Annotated in this window: 18 protein-coding genes; 12 read left to right on the top strand and 6 right to left on the bottom strand. The window is 68.5% G+C overall.

Annotated elements, in window-relative coordinates:
- Positions 1-244: 244 nt before the first annotated feature.
- Positions 245-1,408 carry a cell wall hydrolase gene (locus tag Q331_RS23105; RefSeq protein ID WP_245615652.1) on the top strand — a complete coding sequence of 388 codons (1,164 nt, stop codon included), beginning with the start codon at positions 245-247 and terminating at the stop codon, positions 1,406-1,408.
- Between the two features lie 28 nt (positions 1,409-1,436).
- Here the strand turns inward: Q331_RS23105 and Q331_RS0113655 are convergent, their stop codons facing one another.
- Positions 1,437-2,207 (bottom strand): 2-keto-4-pentenoate hydratase, encoded by a 771-nt coding sequence (locus Q331_RS0113655; RefSeq protein WP_026381144.1) that lies wholly within the window; start codon positions 2,205-2,207, stop codon positions 1,437-1,439.
- A 112-nt stretch (positions 2,208-2,319) separates the two neighbouring features.
- Here Q331_RS0113655 and Q331_RS0113660 point away from each other — a divergent pair, with 112 nt between their 5' ends.
- Positions 2,320-3,561: an MFS transporter gene (locus Q331_RS0113660; protein ID WP_026381145.1), complete on the top strand. Its 1,242-nt coding sequence runs from the start codon at positions 2,320-2,322 to the stop codon at positions 3,559-3,561.
- Positions 3,562-3,634: 73 nt separating this feature from the next.
- A complete protein-coding gene (acuI, locus tag Q331_RS0113665; protein ID WP_026381146.1) occupies positions 3,635-4,630 on the top strand; it encodes an acrylyl-CoA reductase (NADPH) in 996 nt (331 codons plus the stop codon).
- 71 nt (positions 4,631-4,701) lie between these two features.
- Here the strand turns inward: acuI and fabI are convergent, their stop codons facing one another.
- Positions 4,702-5,523, bottom strand: coding sequence for an enoyl-ACP reductase FabI (gene fabI, locus Q331_RS0113670; protein WP_026381147.1), 822 nt, complete (start codon positions 5,521-5,523; stop codon positions 4,702-4,704).
- A 114-nt stretch (positions 5,524-5,637) separates the two neighbouring features.
- Here fabI and Q331_RS0113675 point away from each other — a divergent pair, with 114 nt between their 5' ends.
- Positions 5,638-7,074 carry an FAD-binding oxidoreductase gene (locus Q331_RS0113675; RefSeq protein WP_051631163.1) on the top strand — a complete coding sequence of 479 codons (1,437 nt, stop codon included), beginning with the start codon at positions 5,638-5,640 and terminating at the stop codon, positions 7,072-7,074.
- Positions 7,075-7,128: 54 nt separating this feature from the next.
- Here Q331_RS0113675 and Q331_RS0113680 read toward each other — a convergent pair whose 3' ends face one another.
- Both Q331_RS0113680 and Q331_RS21665 read right to left on the bottom strand, forming a co-directional pair.
- Positions 7,129-7,893 (bottom strand): class I SAM-dependent methyltransferase, encoded by a 765-nt coding sequence (locus tag Q331_RS0113680; protein WP_026381149.1) that lies wholly within the window; start codon positions 7,891-7,893, stop codon positions 7,129-7,131.
- Between the two features lie 54 nt (positions 7,894-7,947).
- Positions 7,948-8,673, bottom strand: a complete 726-nt coding sequence (locus Q331_RS21665) for an SOS response-associated peptidase (RefSeq protein ID WP_051631165.1) — start codon at positions 8,671-8,673, stop codon at positions 7,948-7,950.
- 90 nt (positions 8,674-8,763) lie between these two features.
- On the opposite strand from Q331_RS21665, the gene Q331_RS23110 reads away from it, so the two are divergent.
- The 3 genes from Q331_RS23110 (at position 8,764) to Q331_RS23115 (ending at position 10,603) form a co-directional block, all read left to right on the top strand.
- Complete coding sequence (locus Q331_RS23110) at positions 8,764-9,183, top strand: NUDIX hydrolase (protein WP_169738513.1); 420 nt, start codon at positions 8,764-8,766, stop codon at positions 9,181-9,183.
- Between the two features lie 32 nt (positions 9,184-9,215).
- A complete protein-coding gene (locus Q331_RS0113700; protein ID WP_034492263.1) occupies positions 9,216-9,635 on the top strand; it encodes a TIGR02301 family protein in 420 nt (139 codons plus the stop codon).
- 80 nt (positions 9,636-9,715) lie between these two features.
- Positions 9,716-10,603, top strand: a complete 888-nt coding sequence (locus tag Q331_RS23115; RefSeq protein WP_051631167.1) for a hypothetical protein — start codon at positions 9,716-9,718, stop codon at positions 10,601-10,603.
- 10 nt (positions 10,604-10,613) lie between these two features.
- On the opposite strand, the gene Q331_RS21680 is transcribed toward Q331_RS23115, so the two are convergent.
- Together Q331_RS21680 and Q331_RS0113715 are read right to left on the bottom strand one after the other, a co-directional pair.
- A complete protein-coding gene (locus tag Q331_RS21680) occupies positions 10,614-12,035 on the bottom strand; it encodes an oligosaccharide flippase family protein (protein ID WP_156953354.1) in 1,422 nt (473 codons plus the stop codon).
- Between the two features lie 127 nt (positions 12,036-12,162).
- Complete coding sequence (locus Q331_RS0113715; protein ID WP_026381151.1) at positions 12,163-13,476, bottom strand: dihydroorotase; 1,314 nt, start codon at positions 13,474-13,476, stop codon at positions 12,163-12,165.
- A 93-nt stretch (positions 13,477-13,569) separates the two neighbouring features.
- Here Q331_RS0113715 and ygfZ point away from each other — a divergent pair, with 93 nt between their 5' ends.
- The 5 genes from ygfZ to Q331_RS0113740 are packed head-to-tail and all read left to right on the top strand — an operon-like array spanning position 13,570 to position 17,234.
- Positions 13,570-14,421 (top strand): CAF17-like 4Fe-4S cluster assembly/insertion protein YgfZ, encoded by an 852-nt coding sequence (gene ygfZ / locus Q331_RS0113720; RefSeq protein ID WP_026381152.1) that lies wholly within the window; start codon positions 13,570-13,572, stop codon positions 14,419-14,421.
- 46 nt (positions 14,422-14,467) lie between these two features.
- On the top strand, positions 14,468-15,094 hold the full coding sequence (locus tag Q331_RS21685; RefSeq protein WP_051631175.1) for a YfbR-like 5'-deoxynucleotidase: 627 nt from the start codon (positions 14,468-14,470) through the stop codon (positions 15,092-15,094).
- Positions 15,094-15,609: a tyrosine phosphatase family protein gene (locus tag Q331_RS0113730; RefSeq protein ID WP_026381153.1), complete on the top strand. Its 516-nt coding sequence runs from the start codon at positions 15,094-15,096 to the stop codon at positions 15,607-15,609. Before Q331_RS21685 ends, Q331_RS0113730 begins: the two co-directional genes overlap by 1 nt.
- A complete protein-coding gene (locus tag Q331_RS0113735; RefSeq protein WP_245615656.1) occupies positions 15,581-16,639 on the top strand; it encodes an NUDIX hydrolase in 1,059 nt (352 codons plus the stop codon). Before Q331_RS0113730 ends, Q331_RS0113735 begins: the two co-directional genes overlap by 29 nt.
- 10 nt (positions 16,640-16,649) lie before the next feature.
- Complete coding sequence (locus Q331_RS0113740; protein ID WP_026381155.1) at positions 16,650-17,234, top strand: histidine phosphatase family protein; 585 nt, start codon at positions 16,650-16,652, stop codon at positions 17,232-17,234.
- The last annotated feature ends 44 nt before the right edge of the window (positions 17,235-17,278 follow it).

Here is a 17,278-nt window from a genome sequence, read left to right on the forward strand (position 1 = left end):
ACATCTCGCCCCATTCCCTCGCGATAGCGTTAGGCCGCAAGGCGGAGCTTCGGGGCAAAGGGGCACTGTCGGGCACGGGCCGGACGCCGCAAGGCGAAAGGCCCGGTTTAACCGGTTGTAAACCGCAATTTGGTTTTGTGGCTTCCATCGGACGGGAGCTGAACGCGGGCGATCCTCGCGAGGGGAAAGCTTTGCGCGGCAGTGGGGTACGTTGATGGCAGTATGGCGGACTGACGCGAGAGCCTTGCGTTCCGCATCCGCGGCAAGTGTTCTGGGCCTCTGCGCGCTGGTGGCCGCCACTACACCGATCGCCTACCAGGATGCGGCCGCCATGGTCTCCGGCCACGAGCCGCAGCAGCGCTGGCAGACCCATATCGAGGCGATGACCATCGGCAATATCCAGCAGGCAGCGCTGACGCCCAATGGCGGGCTGCCCGACGCCAGGACCGTGCCGGTCCCGGGGCTGGACGCCAAGGTCGCCGTTCCCGCTCCGGAGGAAGTGCCCGTCGCCGAGCGCGTCAATCGCGCCCGCAAGGGCGACCTCCTGATGACCCGCAGCCCGATCGCGCGCAAGAGCGACAAGCTTCCGGCCGCCGGCCAGCTGTGGAACATGGAAGACCTTTTCTCCTCCGAGGCGGAAAAAGAGCTGCCCAAGGTCTCGCTGCGAACCATGCCCTCGCGCGACATGGCCGAGCTGATGGTCGCCTATTCACGCTTCATGCGCGAGGAAGCCGTTTCCAGCGACAACGGCATCATGCTGGCAAGGGCCAACCCGGCCGGCGCCAACGCCACGCTGGTGGCCTATGCGCCGACGGAAAGCGGCATCGAGGCGCCTTTCGAGGCGGTGATCGGCGGGGCGCCGGCTGTCGGCAACCTGGCCGGCGGGCCGCGGGCCAAGCCGGAGGATTCGCCCTCCTTCCGCGAATGGCTGCAGGGGCGCGGGGCGGCCAAGGCAGGACATAGCTGGATGCTGAACCCGCTGCCGGAAAGCGTCTACGAGGACAAAGAGCAGGCCTGCCTGGCGCGCGGCGTCTATTTCGAGGCGCGCGGCGAATCGGAGCTCGGCCAGATCGCCGTCGCCCAAGTCGTCCTCAACCGGGTGAAGAACCCGACCTATCCCAACACGATCTGCGGCGTCGTCTACCAGAACAAGAACTGGCGCAACCGCTGCCAGTTCTCCTTCGCCTGCGACGGCGTGCGCGACCGCATCCGCTCCGCCTCCGCCTGGGCGCGCGCCAAGAAGGTCGCCGCGGACGTCACCAACGGCAAGGCCTGGTCGGAAGAGGTGGGCGATTCCACCCATTACCACGCCACCTATGTGCGCCCGCGCTGGGCCCGCTCGATGAAGAAGACCGACCGCATCGGCCGCCACATCTTCTATCGCACCTATGGCGGCGGCTGGAGCTGATCGCCGATAAGCGGCAAGACCTGCCGCCTCATGCGGCCGCGAAGACGAGGCTCACCTCACCGATATCCTCAAAGACGCTCCTGACCGTCGTGCCCTTCTGCGCCTTGACGACGCCGAGGGTGGTGCCGGTGGAGACATAGTCGCCCTCCTCAAGCCTTCGCCCGCGCTCCACCAAGGCCTCCGCCAGCCATAAGAGCGCATTGAGCGGGCCGCCCATCACCGCCGCGCCGGAGCCCTCGTTGGTGGCCTCGCCGTCAAGCAGCCCCGTCACCCTGACGCCGGCAAGGTCGCGATCCGCCCAGCCGCGGATCTCAGGCCCCAGCACGAAGGCGCAATGGGCGCCGAAATCGGCGACGAGGCCGGGATAGCGCGGCAGCCCCTCCCCTTGCGTGCGCCGGCCGACCATCTCAAGAGCCAGATGGCAGGAAGCGACGGCGCGCCGGAGGCCTTCCATCTCCACCTTGTCGCCGGGCGCCGGATAGGCGCGCGCCATGCGGAAGGCGAATTCGCATTCGACCCCCCGGTATTGCGGTTTCCAGGGAAGGATCGCGCCGTCCTGGAAGAGATCGCGGTCGACCATCGGGGCAAAGAAGGGGCCGGGGGCGCCGACGATCTGGCACGCCAGCGGGCTGGTGCAGCCGATCTTGTAACCGACCGCGCGCCCGCCATAGGCCGTGCCGGCAGCGGCGAGCACCCTCTCCGCCTCGCCCGGATCGACGATGAGATCGAGATCGACGGGGGCCATCGTTCCGGAGGCGCGCGCCTCTGCCAGGTGGGCGGCGAAGTCTTCGGGGCTCATAGTCGCTCCAGTTCCGTTCAGATTTATTTCAGCTAGAGGTAAAGCATTTTCGTTTTCACCATGAAGGGCTTGAAGCTATCCTTTTCGGTCCCTGCCGAACACCTTGCCCATCATGACCGCGAACAGCCCCGCCTCCAAGCCCGCCGGAACGTCCACTCAACTGCCCTGGCTCATCATCCTAGCAGGCTGCGCGGTGGCGCTCATCACCTTCGGGCCGCGCTCGGCGATGGGCTTCTTCCAATTGCCGCTTCTGGCGGAAAAAGGCTGGGACCGCACCACCTTCGGCCTCGCCATGGCGATTCAGAACCTCGCCTGGGGCCTCGGCCAGCCCTTCTTCGGGGCGCTGGCCGACAAGTTCGGCTCCGCGCGCGTTCTCATCCTCTCCGCCATCCTCTACGCGGCGGGGCTCCTCATCATGGCCTTCGCCCCCTCGCCGCTGTGGCTGCATATCGGCGGCGGCGCGCTCATCGGGCTCGCCGTGGCCGCCGGCTCCTTCGGCATCGTCATGGCCGCGCTCGCGCGCCGCGTGCCGGCGGAAAGCCGCTCCTTCGTCTTCGGCCTGGCGACGGCGGCCGGCTCCTTCGGCATGTTCGCTTTCGCGCCTCTGTCGCAGGCGATGATCAGCACCCTCGGCTGGTCGGACGCCCTCGTCGGCCTCGCCATCTTGATGGGCCTCATCCCGCTCGCCGCCATCCCGCTGCGTGGCCAGCCGAAGCATCAGCTCGCCCTCGGCGAGGCGGAGCAATCGGTGAAGGGCGCGCTTGTCCAGGCGCTGCGCTATCGGAGCTATCTGCTGCTTACCTCCGGCTTCTTCGTCTGCGGCTTCCAGGTCGCCTTCATCACCGCGCATTTTCCCGCCTATATCGGCGATCTCGGGCTGTCGGCGCGCTGGGCGGTGGTGGCGATCAGCCTCATCGGCTTCTTCAACGTCATCGGCTCGCTCGCCTCCGGGGCCATCGGCCAGCGCTATTCCAAGCCGATCTTCCTGTCGCTCATCTATCTCGCCCGCTCCGCCGCCATCACCGCCTTCCTCTTGGCGCCGGCAACGCCGGCCTCCGTCGTCGTCTTCTCCGTGGCGATGGGGCTTTTATGGCTTTCCACCGTGCCGCCGACCAATGCCCTCGTCGCCGTCATGTTCGGCACCCGCCATCTGGGCATGCTCGGGGGCATCGTCTTCCTGTCGCACCAGATCGGCTCCTTCCTCGGCGTGTGGATGGGCGGCTACCTCTACGACGAGACCGGCTCCTACGACGCGGTATGGTGGCTCGGCGTCGCGCTCGGCATCTTCGCCGCCATCATCCACTGGCCGATCAAGGAACGCGCCGCGCCAGCCGGCCTGCCGGCGACAGCGTGAGGCGGCCTAAGGCGCACCCCTTGTCTTCGGCGCCGGGCTGCGCGACTTGGAGAGCGACATAAGGGAGAGATCGATGGCGGAGACGTTCAAGGCGATCCTGGTTTCGCGGGACGAGGAAAAGAAGCAGTCGCTGGCGCGGGTCGAAATGAGCCCGGACGAATTGATGGAGGGCGACACGCTGGTGCGCGTCAGCCATTCCACGCTGAACTACAAGGACGCGCTCGCCGTCACCGGCAAGGGACCGGTGATCCGCCGCTGGCCGATGATCCCCGGCATCGACCTTGCCGGCGAGGTCGTCTCCTGCGAGAGCGGCGCCTTTGCGCCCGGCGAGCCGGTCGTCCTCAACGGCTGGGGCCTCGGCGAGACGCATTACGGCGCCTATGCCGGCATGGCGCGCGTCAAGGCCGACTGGCTGATCCGCCGGCCGCAAAGCCTCAGCGCCTCAGAGACGATGGCTATCGGCACGGCGGGCTATACGGCGATGCTTGCCGTCATGGCGCTGGAGCGCCACCAGATCACTGCCGAGCGCGGGGCCATCGTCGTCACCGGCGCCTCCGGCGGCGTCGGTTCGGTGGCGATCGCGCTGCTCGCCAGGCTCGGCTACGAGGTCATCGCCGCGACCGGGCGCCCGCAAGAGGCCGATTACCTGAAGGACCTCGGCGCTGCCGAAATCATCGCGCGCCAGGAGCTCGCCGAGCCCGGCAAGCCGCTCGGCAAGGAGCGCTGGGCGGGCGGCATCGACGCGGTCGGCTCCGTCACCCTCGCCAACGTTCTCGCCCAGACGCAATATGGCGGCGCCGTCGCCGCCTGCGGCCTTGCCGGCGGCATGGACCTGCCGACGACGGTGGCGCCCTTCATCCTGCGCGGCGTCAGCCTCCTCGGCATCGATTCGGTGATGGCGCCGAAGGCGATCCGCGAAGAGGCCTGGGCGCGGCTCGCCCGCGACCTCGACCGCGACAAGCTCAAGGCGATGACCTCCACCATCGGCTTTGAAGATATCGAGACGGCGGCGGCGGATCTGCTGGCGAACAAGATTCGCGGCCGCACGGTCATCGCGATCGACGGCTGAGCATGCCGACTAATTGTATAGACAATTGAAGACCCGCTTTGCCGCCGACCCCAAGGTGCCGGCGGCGAGCGCTATTCCTTCAGCACCGTGGTGATGTCCGGCGCGTCGACCGCCTTCATGCCGACGACGTGATAGCCGGCATCGACATGGTGCACCTCGCCGGTGACGCCGCGCGCCATGTCGGAAAGAAGGTAGAGCGCGGCCTGGCCGACATCGTCCGGCGTCACGGTGCGCCGCAGCGGGGCGTTGTACTCGTTCCACTTCAGAATGTAACGGAAATCGCCGATGGCGGAGGCTGCCAGCGTCTTGATCGGGCCGGCGGAGATGGCGTTGACGCGGATGCCGGAGGGGCCCAGATCGACGGCGAGATAGCGCACGCTCGCCTCCAGCGCCGCCTTGGCGACGCCCATGACGTTGTAATGCGGCATCACCTTCTCGGCGCCGTAATAGGTCAGCGTCAGGATCGAGCCGCCGGCGCTCATCAGCTTCTCGGCGCGCTGGGCGAGCGCCGTCAGCGAATAGCAGGAGACGGAGAGCGACTTGTTGAAGTTCGCCTCGGTGGTGTCGATGTAGCGCCCGTCGAGTTCGTCCTTGTCGGAATAGGCGACGGCGTGGACGAGGAAATCGAGGCCGCCCCATTCGGCGCGAACCTTCTCGAACACCGCGTCCATGGAGGCCGTGTCGGTGACGTCGCAATGGCCGGCGACGATGGCGTCCAGCTCCGCCGCCAGCGGCTCCACCCGCTTCTTCAGCGCATCGCCCTGATAGGTCAGCGCCAGCTCCGCGCCCGCCTCGCGCGCCGCCTTGGCAATTCCCCAAGCAATGGATCGATTGTTGGCAATGCCGAGGACAAGCCCACGCTTCCCCGTCATGATGCCATTTGCTGCGGTCATGTTTCTCTCGCCGTTCTCGCCGCTGCGGCCCGAAATGCCGTGTCGTAATGGCACGGGTTTGGGGGGGCTGCAACAGCCCTTCAATCGGCGGCGGCAACTGCTATCCTGCCGGCGATGCAGCAAAAACCGCAGCCCGCAAGGGCCGATCCCGACATCCCCGCCCGCCTCGCCTCCATCGTCGGCGAAGCGCAGGTGCTGACAAGCGAAGACGACGTCGCGCCCTATTGCCGCGAACCCCGCGACCTCTGGCACGGCCGGCCGGCCGCCGTCGTGCGCCCCGCGACGACAGGGGAAGTCTCCGCCATCCTCGCCTTCGCCCATGCCGCCAGGGTGGCCATCGTGCCGCAGGGCGGCAATACCGGCCTCGTCGGCGCGCAGGTGCCGGACGAGAGCGGCGCGGAGGTGGTTCTCAGCCTGGAGCGCATGCGCGCCATCCGCGACATCGACCCAGACGGCGCGACGATGATCGCGGAAGCCGGCGCCGTCCTGGAGGAATTGCACGCCGCCGCCGAGGAAGCCGGCCTCTTCTTTCCCCTCTCCCTCGGGGCGCAGGGCTCTTGCCGCATCGGCGGCAATATCGCCACCAATGCCGGCGGAACGGGGGTTCTCGCCTACGGCAACACCCGCGACCTCGTTCTGGGCCTTGAGGTGGTGCTCGCCGACGGGCGGGTGTGGAACGGTCTCAGAAGGCTGCGCAAGGACAATACCGGCTACGACCTGAAGCATCTCTTCATCGGCTCGGAAGGCACGCTCGGCGTCGTCACGGCGGCGGCGCTGCGGCTCTTTCCCGCGCCCAAGGGGCGCGCCGTCGCCATCGCCGCCACGCAAAGCCCGGCCGAGGCGCTCACCCTCTTCCGCCGCTTCAGCGCGGCGGCGGGCGCCAATCTCACCGGCTTTGAGCTGATGCCGCGCATCGGCATGGAATTCATCGTCAAGCATCTGGAGGGCGCGCGCGACCCGCTTGGCGATGCCTATCCCTGGTACGCGCTGATCGAAATCTCCTCCGGACGCAGCGAGGAGGAGGCGGCGAGCCTGATGCAGGCGACGCTGGAGGAGGCGTTCGAGGCCGAAGAGCTGCTGGACGCCGCGCTCGCCACCTCGCTCGCCCAGGCGAGCGAATTCTGGCGCATGCGCCACGGGCTCAGCGAGGTGCAGCGGCCGGAAGGCGGCTCCATCAAGCACGACGTCTCCGTGCCGGTGGCCAAGGTGCCGGAATTCCTGGAGCGGGCATCGGCCGCCGTCACCGAGCGCATTGCCGGCGCGCGGCCGGTGCCCTTCGGCCATCTCGGCGACGGCAACATCCATTTCAACGTCAGCCAGCCGGTCGGCGCCGACAAGGCCGCCTTTCTCGCCCGCTGGGACGAGGTGGCAGCCATCGTCCACGGCATCGTGATGGAGCTCTCCGGCTCCATCTCCGCCGAACACGGCATCGGGCGGCTGAAGCGCGAGCTCCTGAAAGAGGTGAAGAGCGAGGTGGAGCTCGACATGATGCGGGCGATCAAGCGCGCCTTCGACCCCAACAATATCCTGAGCCCGGGAAGGATGCTCTGAGCGGAGGCGGCACGCGGCGCCGCCTCGCCGATCCGGCCGCCCGCCCAGCCATTCTCACGCCGGCGGGGCCGATGCCTCAAACGTGAGCGCGCCGGTTGAGCGCTCCGGCGCCGCGCCCCGGCGGTAATCGGCATGCACGGCGATATCGGCGAAGCCCGCCTCGCGCAGCGCCAGCTCCATTTCCAGAACGCCCCAGAAGCGCAAGGAAAAGGTCTCGGCCTGCCGTTCCACGAGTTCGCCGTCCCGCCAGCGCTCGTAAGTGAGCTCCGAGACCCGCATCTGGCGCACGAAATCGGTCTTTACAGCGCTCTCGCTCAGCGTCAGGCGATCCTCGCCGCTTTGCCACGCGCGCAGCGCCGCTTCCGGCTCGGCGAGACCGGAAAGCGGATCAAGGTCGAGGATGAGGCGCCCGCGCGGCAACAGCGCCCGGCGCAAGCGCCGCAGAACGCGGCGTGCAAGGGCCGCATCCGTAACGAGCTGGAAGGAGCCGGCCGGCAGGATCAGCGCCTCGAAGCTCTGCTCGTAGGCGAAATCCTCAAAGCGCTGCCGGCTGAGCGCGGCTCGCAGCCCGCGCCGGCGGCATGCCTTGAGGCAATGGGCGAGCATCTCTTCCGAGGCGTCAAAGCCATAGATGTCATAGCCCGCCTCCAGGAGCGGGATGAGAACGCGGCCGTTGCCGCAGGCCGGCTCCAGGACGGAGCCACGGGGCGGGCCGAGCAGGTCGCGGTAGAATTCGATATCGCCGAAGGAGCGGCCGATGGGCTTGTCGAGATGATAGACCGTGGCTGCGAGGGAGCCGTAACGATTGTCCGGTTTCACGTGGTTTTCCTGGAACCTTTCACGCGCCACCCGGCGGCCGGCGCCGGCAAGGCGTCACAGAAGCTGCCCCTGGCTGGGCTCGGGCGGCGCTTCCTCCACCGCCTCTTCGGCCACGGGCTCAATGAGGGCGGCATCGTCGTCGGCGACGCGGTTGACCCGGCGCGACACCGGCACGGCCTCAAGCCCCGCCGCCATGCCCGGCTCGGCAAGAAGGGCGAGCGCGGCCTCTGTCGTCTCCTCGCCGGAAAGCCAGAGGTCGAAATTCTCCGGCTCGATGATCGCCGGGCAGCGGTGATGCAGGGCCTCGAGCGGCGGCTCGGCGGCGACGGTGACGATCGCCACGGTATCGATCTCGCCGCCATCGGCGCCGATATAGGTCTCCCACAGGCCGGCGAAAGCGAGCGTGCCGGTCCCGGTCGGGCCGATGAAATAGGGCTGCTTGGGCCCCTTGCCGCGCGCCTGCCATTCGTAGAAGCCGGAGGCGGGGAGGAGGCAGCGGCGCCGGCGGATGGCGTTGCGGAAGGCGGGCTTTGCGGCAATTTCCTCCGCCCGCGCATTGATGATCAAAGGAAACTTCGCCGGATCCTTCACCCAGGCGGGCAAAAAACCCCAGCGCATCGGCACCGCCTCGCGGCCCCTCTCGCCTTCGCGGATGACCAGGATAGGCTGCGTCGGCGCAATGTTGTAACGCGGGACGAGCAGCCGCTCGTCGAGCGCTGCCAGAGAAAAAAGCCTCTTGATGGCCTCGCCATCGGCGGTGAGAACGAAGCGTCCGCACATGCGGGTGGCATTTAGCACGCCGGAGGCCAATGAGGAGGCCGCAAGCTGGCCAGCACGGAAAAATCCCCCGCTTTCGAGGGGGCGAGCGTCATCGTCCTGAAGCCGGACGCCGTGCTTCTGGTGCGGCGGTCAAGGCCGCCCTTTGCCGGCATGTGGAGCTTTCCCGGCGGGCGCGTGGAACGGGGCGAGGCCCCGGACGAGACGGCACGGCGCGAGCTTGCCGAGGAAACGGGCCTTGCCGTCGGTCCCCTCGCCTTTCTGGGCGAGCATCTGACCGGCGGCGAGAAAGCGCTCCGCCTTGCGGTCTTCACCGCCCCCCATGCCGGCGGCGAGCCCGTCGCCGGCGATGACGTCGACCAGGCCGCATTCGTAGCCTATGAGCGAACCGGCAACCTTGCGCTGACCGCCGGCGCCACCGCCTTCATCGCCCGGGCCATCCTCGCCGCCGGCGAGGAGGAGGCGGCCGCAAAGGCTGAGGAGATCGCTTCGCCAGGAGCCAAGCTGCCTTGAAGAGGCCCTTTGCGCGCGACATCATGAGAGGGATGCGGTTCCTGTCTCTTTTCATCGTTCTCGCCTTCATGGCCGGCGGCGTGCCCGCCCGCGCCCTGGCGCAGGATGCGCCCGAGGAGCCGGAGACGGCAGCGCCCAGCGAAGCGCCACCGCCGATCTACGAGCCCAAGCTTCTGCGGCTCGCGGAGCTTCTCGGCGCGCTGCACTTCCTGCGCGGGCTCTGCGAGGCCGGCGACGGGCCGGCCTGGAAGGCGGATATGGAGGCGCTGCTCGCCGCCGAGGCGCCGGGCCCGCAGCGCCGCGCGCGGCTCATCGGGCGCTTCAACCACGGCTTTGAGACCTATCATTCGGTCTATCGAAGCTGCACCCCTGCGGCGCAGCAATCGATCACGCTCTATCTGCAGGAAAGCGCCGAGATCGCCGCCGATATCCGCACCCGCTACGGGCAATGAAGCGGCCCGGAGCGACCGTCTGCCTCGCTCCCGCCACGGAAACAGGCTCAGTGGTAGCGGGAAGCAAAGGGGAGTGAGCGATGGCCGACGACGCACGTCACGAGATGAGAGCAAGAAAGGCCGCCGGCGCTCGGCAGCTCGCCGGGAGATTTCTCGCCGGCTTGACGGCCGGCCTCTTCCTCATCGCCGCACCCGCCCTGGCGCAGGAGACGACGGCCCCGCTTGAGGAGGAGCCGGCCGCACAGGCGCAGACGGCGCCGGCGGCCCCGCCGGCGGAGGAGGCCATCGAGGCCCCGGCAGAGACGCCGCCAGAGACCCCGGCAGGCGCCGCAGAGGCCGACGGCGCGGCGCAGCCGGCCGAAACCCCGGCCGCGGCGGAAAGCGAAGCGGAGCCACCACAAGCGCCGGCCGGCGAGGCTGAGGCCGAGCCCGCCGAAACGGATGCGCCGGCGCAGAGCGCCGAGACGGAAGAGGCGGCCGAGACAGCCGAGGAGGTGCCGGAATATCTCGACATCAAGCGCAGCGCCGAAGAGATGCCGGAGCCGGTGCGGCGCACCTGGCGGGCGCTACGCGCCGCCGCAAGCTCGGGCGATATCGAGCAGCTGCGCCCGCTGATTGAGGCCCAGCAGACCCCGCCGGCCTTCGCCTTCGACAAGGTGGGGGACCCCGTTGAGTATCTGAAGGCGCTTTCAGGCGACGCGGAGGGCCGGGAAATCCTCGCCATCCTCCTGGAAGTGCTCGATGCGGGCTTCCTGCATGTCGACCGGGGCACCCCCAACGAGATGTATCTGTGGCCCTATTACGCCCGCTATCCGCTCGACCGGCTGAGCCCGGAACAGATCGTGGAGCTGTTCACGCTGATCACGGCCGGCGACTGGCAGGACATCCAGTCCTATGGGGCCTACATCTTCTTCCGCCTCGGCATCGATCCGGACGGGCGCTGGCACTTCTTCCTCGCCGGCGACTGATCCTGGTCGGCTATTCGGCGGGCTGAGCCGACGTGCCGCGCCAGCGCGCCACGAATTCGCGCGCGAAGATCAGCGCCCCGACGACGGTGGTGTCGAGGCCGAGCAGACGCTTTGCCGCCCGCGCCAGCCAGAGCGAGCGCAGCGTCACCGATATCGTCGTCGCCAGTGCCGCGCCGACGATACCGAAGGGGATGATGAGGGCGACGTTGAGCGCGGCGTTGACGAGCACCATCGCCACATAGGTCTTGGCGGAGAAATAGCCGTAGCCGGTCATGTTGAGGATATCCTCGGCGGGACCGAAAAGCGCCCGCACGATGACCCCGACGGCAAGGATGGCAAGCACGCTATAGCCCGCCGCGAACCCCTCGCCGAAGAGCGCCAGGAGCCAGCCGCCGAGAAGCAGGACGCCGGCCGTCGCCGCGGTGGAGGCGAGGAAGGTGAGAAGGCTGACCTCGCGCGTCAGGATCGTCAGGCGCGGCTGATCCTGCGCGGCATGCGCGGCGGAGAAGAGATGCGCGGAGCCGACGGCCGCAGCGAAGGGGATGAAGGAAACCACCTGCATGATGCGCGTGGCGGCGAAGAAGAGAGCGATCTGCGCCGGGCCGACGAAAAAGGAAAGCACGATCACCGACATGAAGGAGAAGAGGTGGAACATGCCCTGCATGACGGCAAAGGGCGCGGAGCCGACCATCCATTCGCGGATGCGGTAGGCGCGCGGGCCGGGCGGCACCACCTTGCGCAGCCGGCGCCAGATGGCGACGAGCTGCCAGAGGGCGGCCAGGGCGGTGCCGAGCAGCGTGCAGGCGAAAGCGGTGACGGCATTCGCCTCAAAGCCCACCGCGACGGCGGCGAGCATGAAGACGAGCAGGAAGCCGTGGCGCAGGATGTAGACCGGCACCAGGCCAGCCACGGTCCAGAAATAGGCCCTGCCGATATCCTCCAGATAGGCCTGGAGGCAGAAGAAAGGGATCACCGCCGCCATCAACAAGAGCGGATAGACATAGGCGCTCTCGATCCAGGGGCCTGCCTGGGTGACGGCGAGCGCAAAGAGCGCCGCGACGGCGATCGGCGTCAGGAAGGACATGATGAAGGCGAAGCGCAGAAAGCCGCGCAGCTCCGCCTCGCTGCCCTTTTCGCGCAGGGCCGGGACGAAGCGCACCGGCGAATCGCCAAAGCCGAAGGTGCCGATCGCCTGGAAGACCAGCAGCCAGACCCAGGTGAAGGCGAAGATGCCGTATTCGAACTGGCCCATGAGACGGGCCAGAACCACCTGCGTGCCATAGGCGAGGACCGCATTGGCGACGCGGATGAAAAGAGCGATGATGGAGGCGCGCCGCGCCTTGCCGCGGTCGTCGGAGCTCAGCAGCGCCTGACGAGCCATGGCGACGATACCGCCGAGGCGGCCCGCCCGCATCTCTCCTTCAGCGCTCACGCGGGGGCTCCCGATCAATCCCTCGCGCGAGGCTTACCACGCGGCGATTAACCGCAAATAAAGCCGCCGCAAGGCGGTTAACGGCGCCGGAGAGGCGGCAAGCCGCCCCCCGCGGGCGACAAACAGCCTAGAACCGCACCGGCTCGCCGGCGCCGGGCGCAACGATGTCGCCCTCCCACATGACGCGGCGGCCGCGGATGAGCGTGCCGACCGGCCAGCCGGTGACGCGCAGGCCGTCATAAGGCGTCCAGGCGGAGCGCGATCCCATCATGGCATCGGCGATGGTGACCTCGCGCTTCAGATCGACGAACGTCAGATCGGCGTCGTAGCCGACCGCGACGCGCCCCTTGCCGCGAATGCCGAAGAGCCGCGCCGGCCCGGCGCTGGTCATATCCATGAGGCGAAGAAGGCTGAGCCTGCCCTTGGCCGCATGGTGAAGCATCACCGGCAGGAGCGTCTGCACGCCGGGCATGCCGGAGGGCGAGGCGGGATAGGGCGCGGCCTTCTCCTCCAAGGTATGCGGCGCATGATCGGAGCCGAGGATGTCGGCCGTGCCATCGGCGAGGCCTTGCCAGAGCGCCTCGCGGTGGCGCGCCTCGCGCACCGGCGGGTTCATCTGCAGGCGCGTGCCGAGACGGGCGTAATCCTCCGCGGCGAAGGTGAGATGCTGCGGCGTCACCTCGGCGGAGGCGAGGTCCTTGTGGCCGGCGAGAAAGGCGATCTCCTCGGCGGTGGAGATGTGGAGGACGTGAATGAGCGCGTTGTGGCGCCGGGCGATCGCCACCAGGCGCCGCGTGGAGGAAAGCGCCGCCTCCACGTCGCGCCAGACGGGATGGCTCGCCGGATCGCCCTCAACCCGCTCGCCGAGCCGTTCGCGCAGGCGCATCTCGTCCTCCGAATGGAAGGCGGCGCGCCGGCGCGTGCGGCGAAGGATTTCCGCAACGCCCTCATCGTCCTCCAAGAGCAGGTCGCCGGTGGAGGAGCCCATGAAGACCTTGATGCCGGCGGCGCCCGGCAGACGCTCCAGCTCACCGACATCGGCAGCGTTGTCGCGCGTGCCGCCGACCCAGAAGGCGTGGTCGCAATGCATGCGGCCCCTGGCGCGGGCGAGCTTGTCGGCAAGCGCCTCAGCGCTCGTCGTCAGCGGATTGGTGTTGGGCATCTCAAAGACCGCGGTGACGCCGCCGAGAACGGCGGCGCGCGAGCCGGTCTCCAGATCCTCCTTGTGCTCGGCCCCCGGCTCGCGGAAATGCACCTGGCTGTCGATGACGCCCGGCAGCACGGTGAGGCCGGCCGCGTCGACGACCTCGCCGGCATCGGCGCCGGCGAGACTGCCGATGGCGGCGATGCGGCCGTCGCTGACGCCGATATCGCGCTCGCCGATGCCGTCGTGGTTGACCAGGCTCGCGCCGCGGACGATGAGATCGAAGGTCTTTGCCATGGCAAGCTGCTTGCCAATTGCCGGCGCCGGAAGCAAGCGCCATTGCCCCGGCAACCGATCCGCCTTAGCTGAAACGGCAAAGAAAGGGCCGCCATGCCGCTGGCACGACTGACGAAGCGAACCGTTTTGCGCGTTGCGGGGCCGGATGCCCGGCACTTCCTCGCCAACCTGATGACCTGCGAACCGCCCGGCGAGGGGGGCGCGGCCTATGGCGCGCTTCTCACCCCGCAGGGCAAGATCATCGCCGACTTCATCCTCCACGACGATGGCGAAAGCTTCGCCCTCGACGTGCGCCGCGAGGTCGCCGCCGATCTCTCAAAGCGGCTGACGCTCTATCGCCTGCGCAGCAAGGTGACGATCGAGGATGTCGGCGAGGCGCTTTACGTCTTCGCCGGCTGGGACGAGGCGGCGCCCGAAGGCGCGCATGCAGATCCGCGCCTTGCCGCCCTCGGCTGGCGGCGCCTCGCCGCGCCCGAAGCGCTGTCGCCGAGCGCTTGTGAAAGCGACTATCACGCCCACCGCATCGCGCTTGCCATCCCGGAAGGCGGCGAGGATTTTCTCTTCGGCGAGGCCTTCCCGCACGATGCGGCCATGGACTGCCTCAACGGCGTCGCCTTCAAGAAGGGCTGCTATATCGGCCAGGAGGTGGTCTCGCGCATGCAGCATCGCGGCACGGCGCGGCGCCGCATCGTGGCGCTCGCCGCCCTCGATGCGGCGAGGGAGCTGCCGGAGCCGGGCGCCGATATCACCGCCGATGGCAGGCCGGTCGGGCGCCTCGGCTCCTGCGCGAACGGCAAGGCGGTGGCGCTGGCGCGGCTCGACCGTCTCGGCGAAGCGCTCAAGGAAGGCGTGGCAATCATGGCCGGCGAGGCGGCTGTGGCGGCGGAATTGCCGGACTGGGCCTGCTACACCTGGCCGGCAACGGCCGCGGCCGGGGAAGGCTGACGCCGTGCCGGACCGTTCCAGCGCCCCCAAGCGCGCCTGGCAGCGCATGCTCTCCGGTCGGCGGCTCGATCTCCTCGATCCCTCGCCGCTCGACGTGGAATTAGAGGACATCGCCCACGGCCTTGCCCGCGTCGCCCGCTGGAACGGCCAGACGCGCGGCGACCACGCCTTTTCCGTCGCCCAGCACTCGCTCCTGGTGGAGGCGGTCCTCGGCATTCTCAACAAGCGCCTGACGGCGCGCGAAAAGATGGTGGCCCTCCTGCACGACGCGCCGGAATATGTCATCGGCGACATGATCTCGCCCTTCAAGGCGGTCCTCGGCGGCGAGTACAAAGAGGTGGAAGGCCGCCTGCAGCGGGCGGTGCATCTGCGCTTCGCGCTGCCCGCCGAGACGGCGCCGAAGCTGAAGCGGGCGATCAAGAAGGCCGATCAGGCGGCCGCCTATTGGGAGGCCACCCTGCTCGCGGGCTTTGCACAAAAGGAGGCGCGGCGCTTTTTCGGCGATCCGAGCGTTGAGCCGGAACAGCTTCAGGACTACCTGTCACCCTGGCCCGCCACGGAGGCGGAACGCCGCTTCAAGGAGCGCTTTTGTGCGCTGGAGGCGAGCCACCTGTGCGAAAGCGGGCCGAGCGCGGCGCCATGCGATGCCGTCATGGAGAAGAGAAGCGCCTGATGCCGGTCATCTATGTCTGTCCCCTCGCCCATCTCGCCGCGACCGTGGAGACGAGCGGTGCGCGCCATATCGCGACGCTGATCAATGCCGGCACGGCGGTGACGCGCCCGCAGAGCGTGCCGGAGGAGAACCACCTTTTCCTCGGCTTCAACGACATCTCCGAGGCGGTGGAGGGCATGACCCCGCCGGCGGAGGCGCATGTCGCGCGCTTTCTCGATTTCGTGCACGGCTGGAACCGGCAGACGCCGATGGTGGTGCATTGCTGGGCCGGCATCAGCCGCTCCACCGCCGGCGCCTTTACCGCGCTCTGCGCGCTGCGCCCCGATCTTGCGGAGGAGGAACTGGCGCTGCGCATCCGCCGCCAGTCGCCGCAGGCAACGCCCAACCGGCGCTTCGTGGCGCTCGCCGATGCCTATCTTCAGCGCCAGGGCCGGATGATCGCGGCGGTCGAAGCCATCGGCCGCGGCGCCAGCGCCTTTGAAGGCAATGTCTTCTCGCTCGCCCTCGACGAGTAGCCGGCCCGCCCCGCCCTCCCTGGAGCCGGGACCGGCGCCGGCCAACGCGGACGCCACCACGCCTATCGAGATCGGCCTCAACGCCGCCATCGTCGCCGTCGACCGGCTGTCGCCGCTCATCCTCGTCACCCAGCCTGGCAATGCCGGCGGCGAGGAAGGCCTGCCCTACGGCCCGTTCGATCCGGTGGAGCACCGCACCATGGAGATCGGGCTCAGAGCCTTCGTGGAGGAGCAGACCCGCCTCAAGCTCGGCTATGTGGAGCAGCTCTACACCTTCGGCGATCGCGGCCGGCACGCCAGACGCGGCGATATTGGCCCGCATGTCATGTCGGTCGGCTATCTCGCCCTTACCCGCCGCCTGGAGGAGGCGGAAGAGGCGCTGGAGGAAAGCGGGGCGCAATGGCGGCCCTGGTACGGCTATTTTCCCTGGGAGGACTGGCGGCAGGGGCGACCGCCGATCCTCGATGCGGCGATCGCGCCGGCGCTGAAGCGCTGGTGCGAGATGGCGCCCGCGGCGGAGCGGCCCGACCGGCCGCTGGCGCGGCTGGAGCGGGTGCGGCTCGCCTTCGGCTGGGGCAACGTGCCTTTCGACGAGGAGCGGGTCCTGGACCGCTACGAGCTTCTCTACGAGGCCGGGCTCGTCGCGGAGGCGCGGCGCGACGGGCGGGCCTCGGCGGCGCTGTGGGAAGGATTGCCGCCGCTCGGCAGGCCGATGCGCTTCGACCATCGCCGGATTCTGGCCACCGCCATCAGCCGCCTGCGCGGCAAGCTGAAATACCGCCCCGTCGTCTTCGAGCTGGTGCCGGGTTCCTTCACGCTGACGGAGCTGCAAAAGGTCGTGGAGGCGATTTCCGGCCGGCATCTGCACAAACAGAACTTCAGGCGGCTTGTCGAACAGACCCGACTTGTGGAACAGACGGGCGAGACCAGCATCTCCACGGGCGGCCGTCCGGCCGCTCTCTTCCGGTTTCGACGCGAGGTGATGAAGGAAGGCGCCATGGCCGGCCTCAGGCTGCGCGGCCGGCCTTGAAGGAGCGTGAATGAGCGGCGATGTCCTCCTGTTGATGCGCCACGGCCTGACCGACTGGAATGTCGAAGGCCGCTTCCAGGGCGTGCACGAAATCCCCATCAACGACATCGGCCGGCGCCAGGCGGAGCGCAACGGGCGCGTGCTCGCCTCGCTGCTGGGCGAGCATGAATGGGATTTCGTCGCCTCGCCGCTGGGACGGGCGGTGGAGACGATGCAGATCATCTTGCGCGCCGCCGGCCGGCCGGATCAGAGCTTTTCCACCTACCAGGCGCTGCGCGAGGTCTCCTTCGGCGACTGGGAGGCGCATACGATCCGCGAACTGAAGGAAAAGAACCCTGATGCCGTCGCCATCCGCAAGCGCAACAAATGGAGCTTCGTGCCGCCGAACGGCGAGAGCTACGCCATCCTCGCGGAGCGCTTCCAGGCATGGCTGAAGGAACGCCAGGCGCGCCGCCATGTCGTCGTCGCCCATGGCGGCATCACCCGCGTGGCGCTGCATCACCTGACGGGCCTGCCGGCCGACGTGGCGCCGCAATTCTACATCCCGCACGACCGCATCATCGCCGTGGCGGAAGGAAAGGCGATGCTGATGTAAGGCTTACGGGCTGTGCTCGCGCAGCGGACCGTCGTCAGAGTTCT

The organism is Afifella pfennigii DSM 17143, assembly GCF_000688515.1.
Taxonomy (GTDB): Bacteria; Pseudomonadota; Alphaproteobacteria; order Rhizobiales; family Afifellaceae; genus Afifella; species Afifella pfennigii.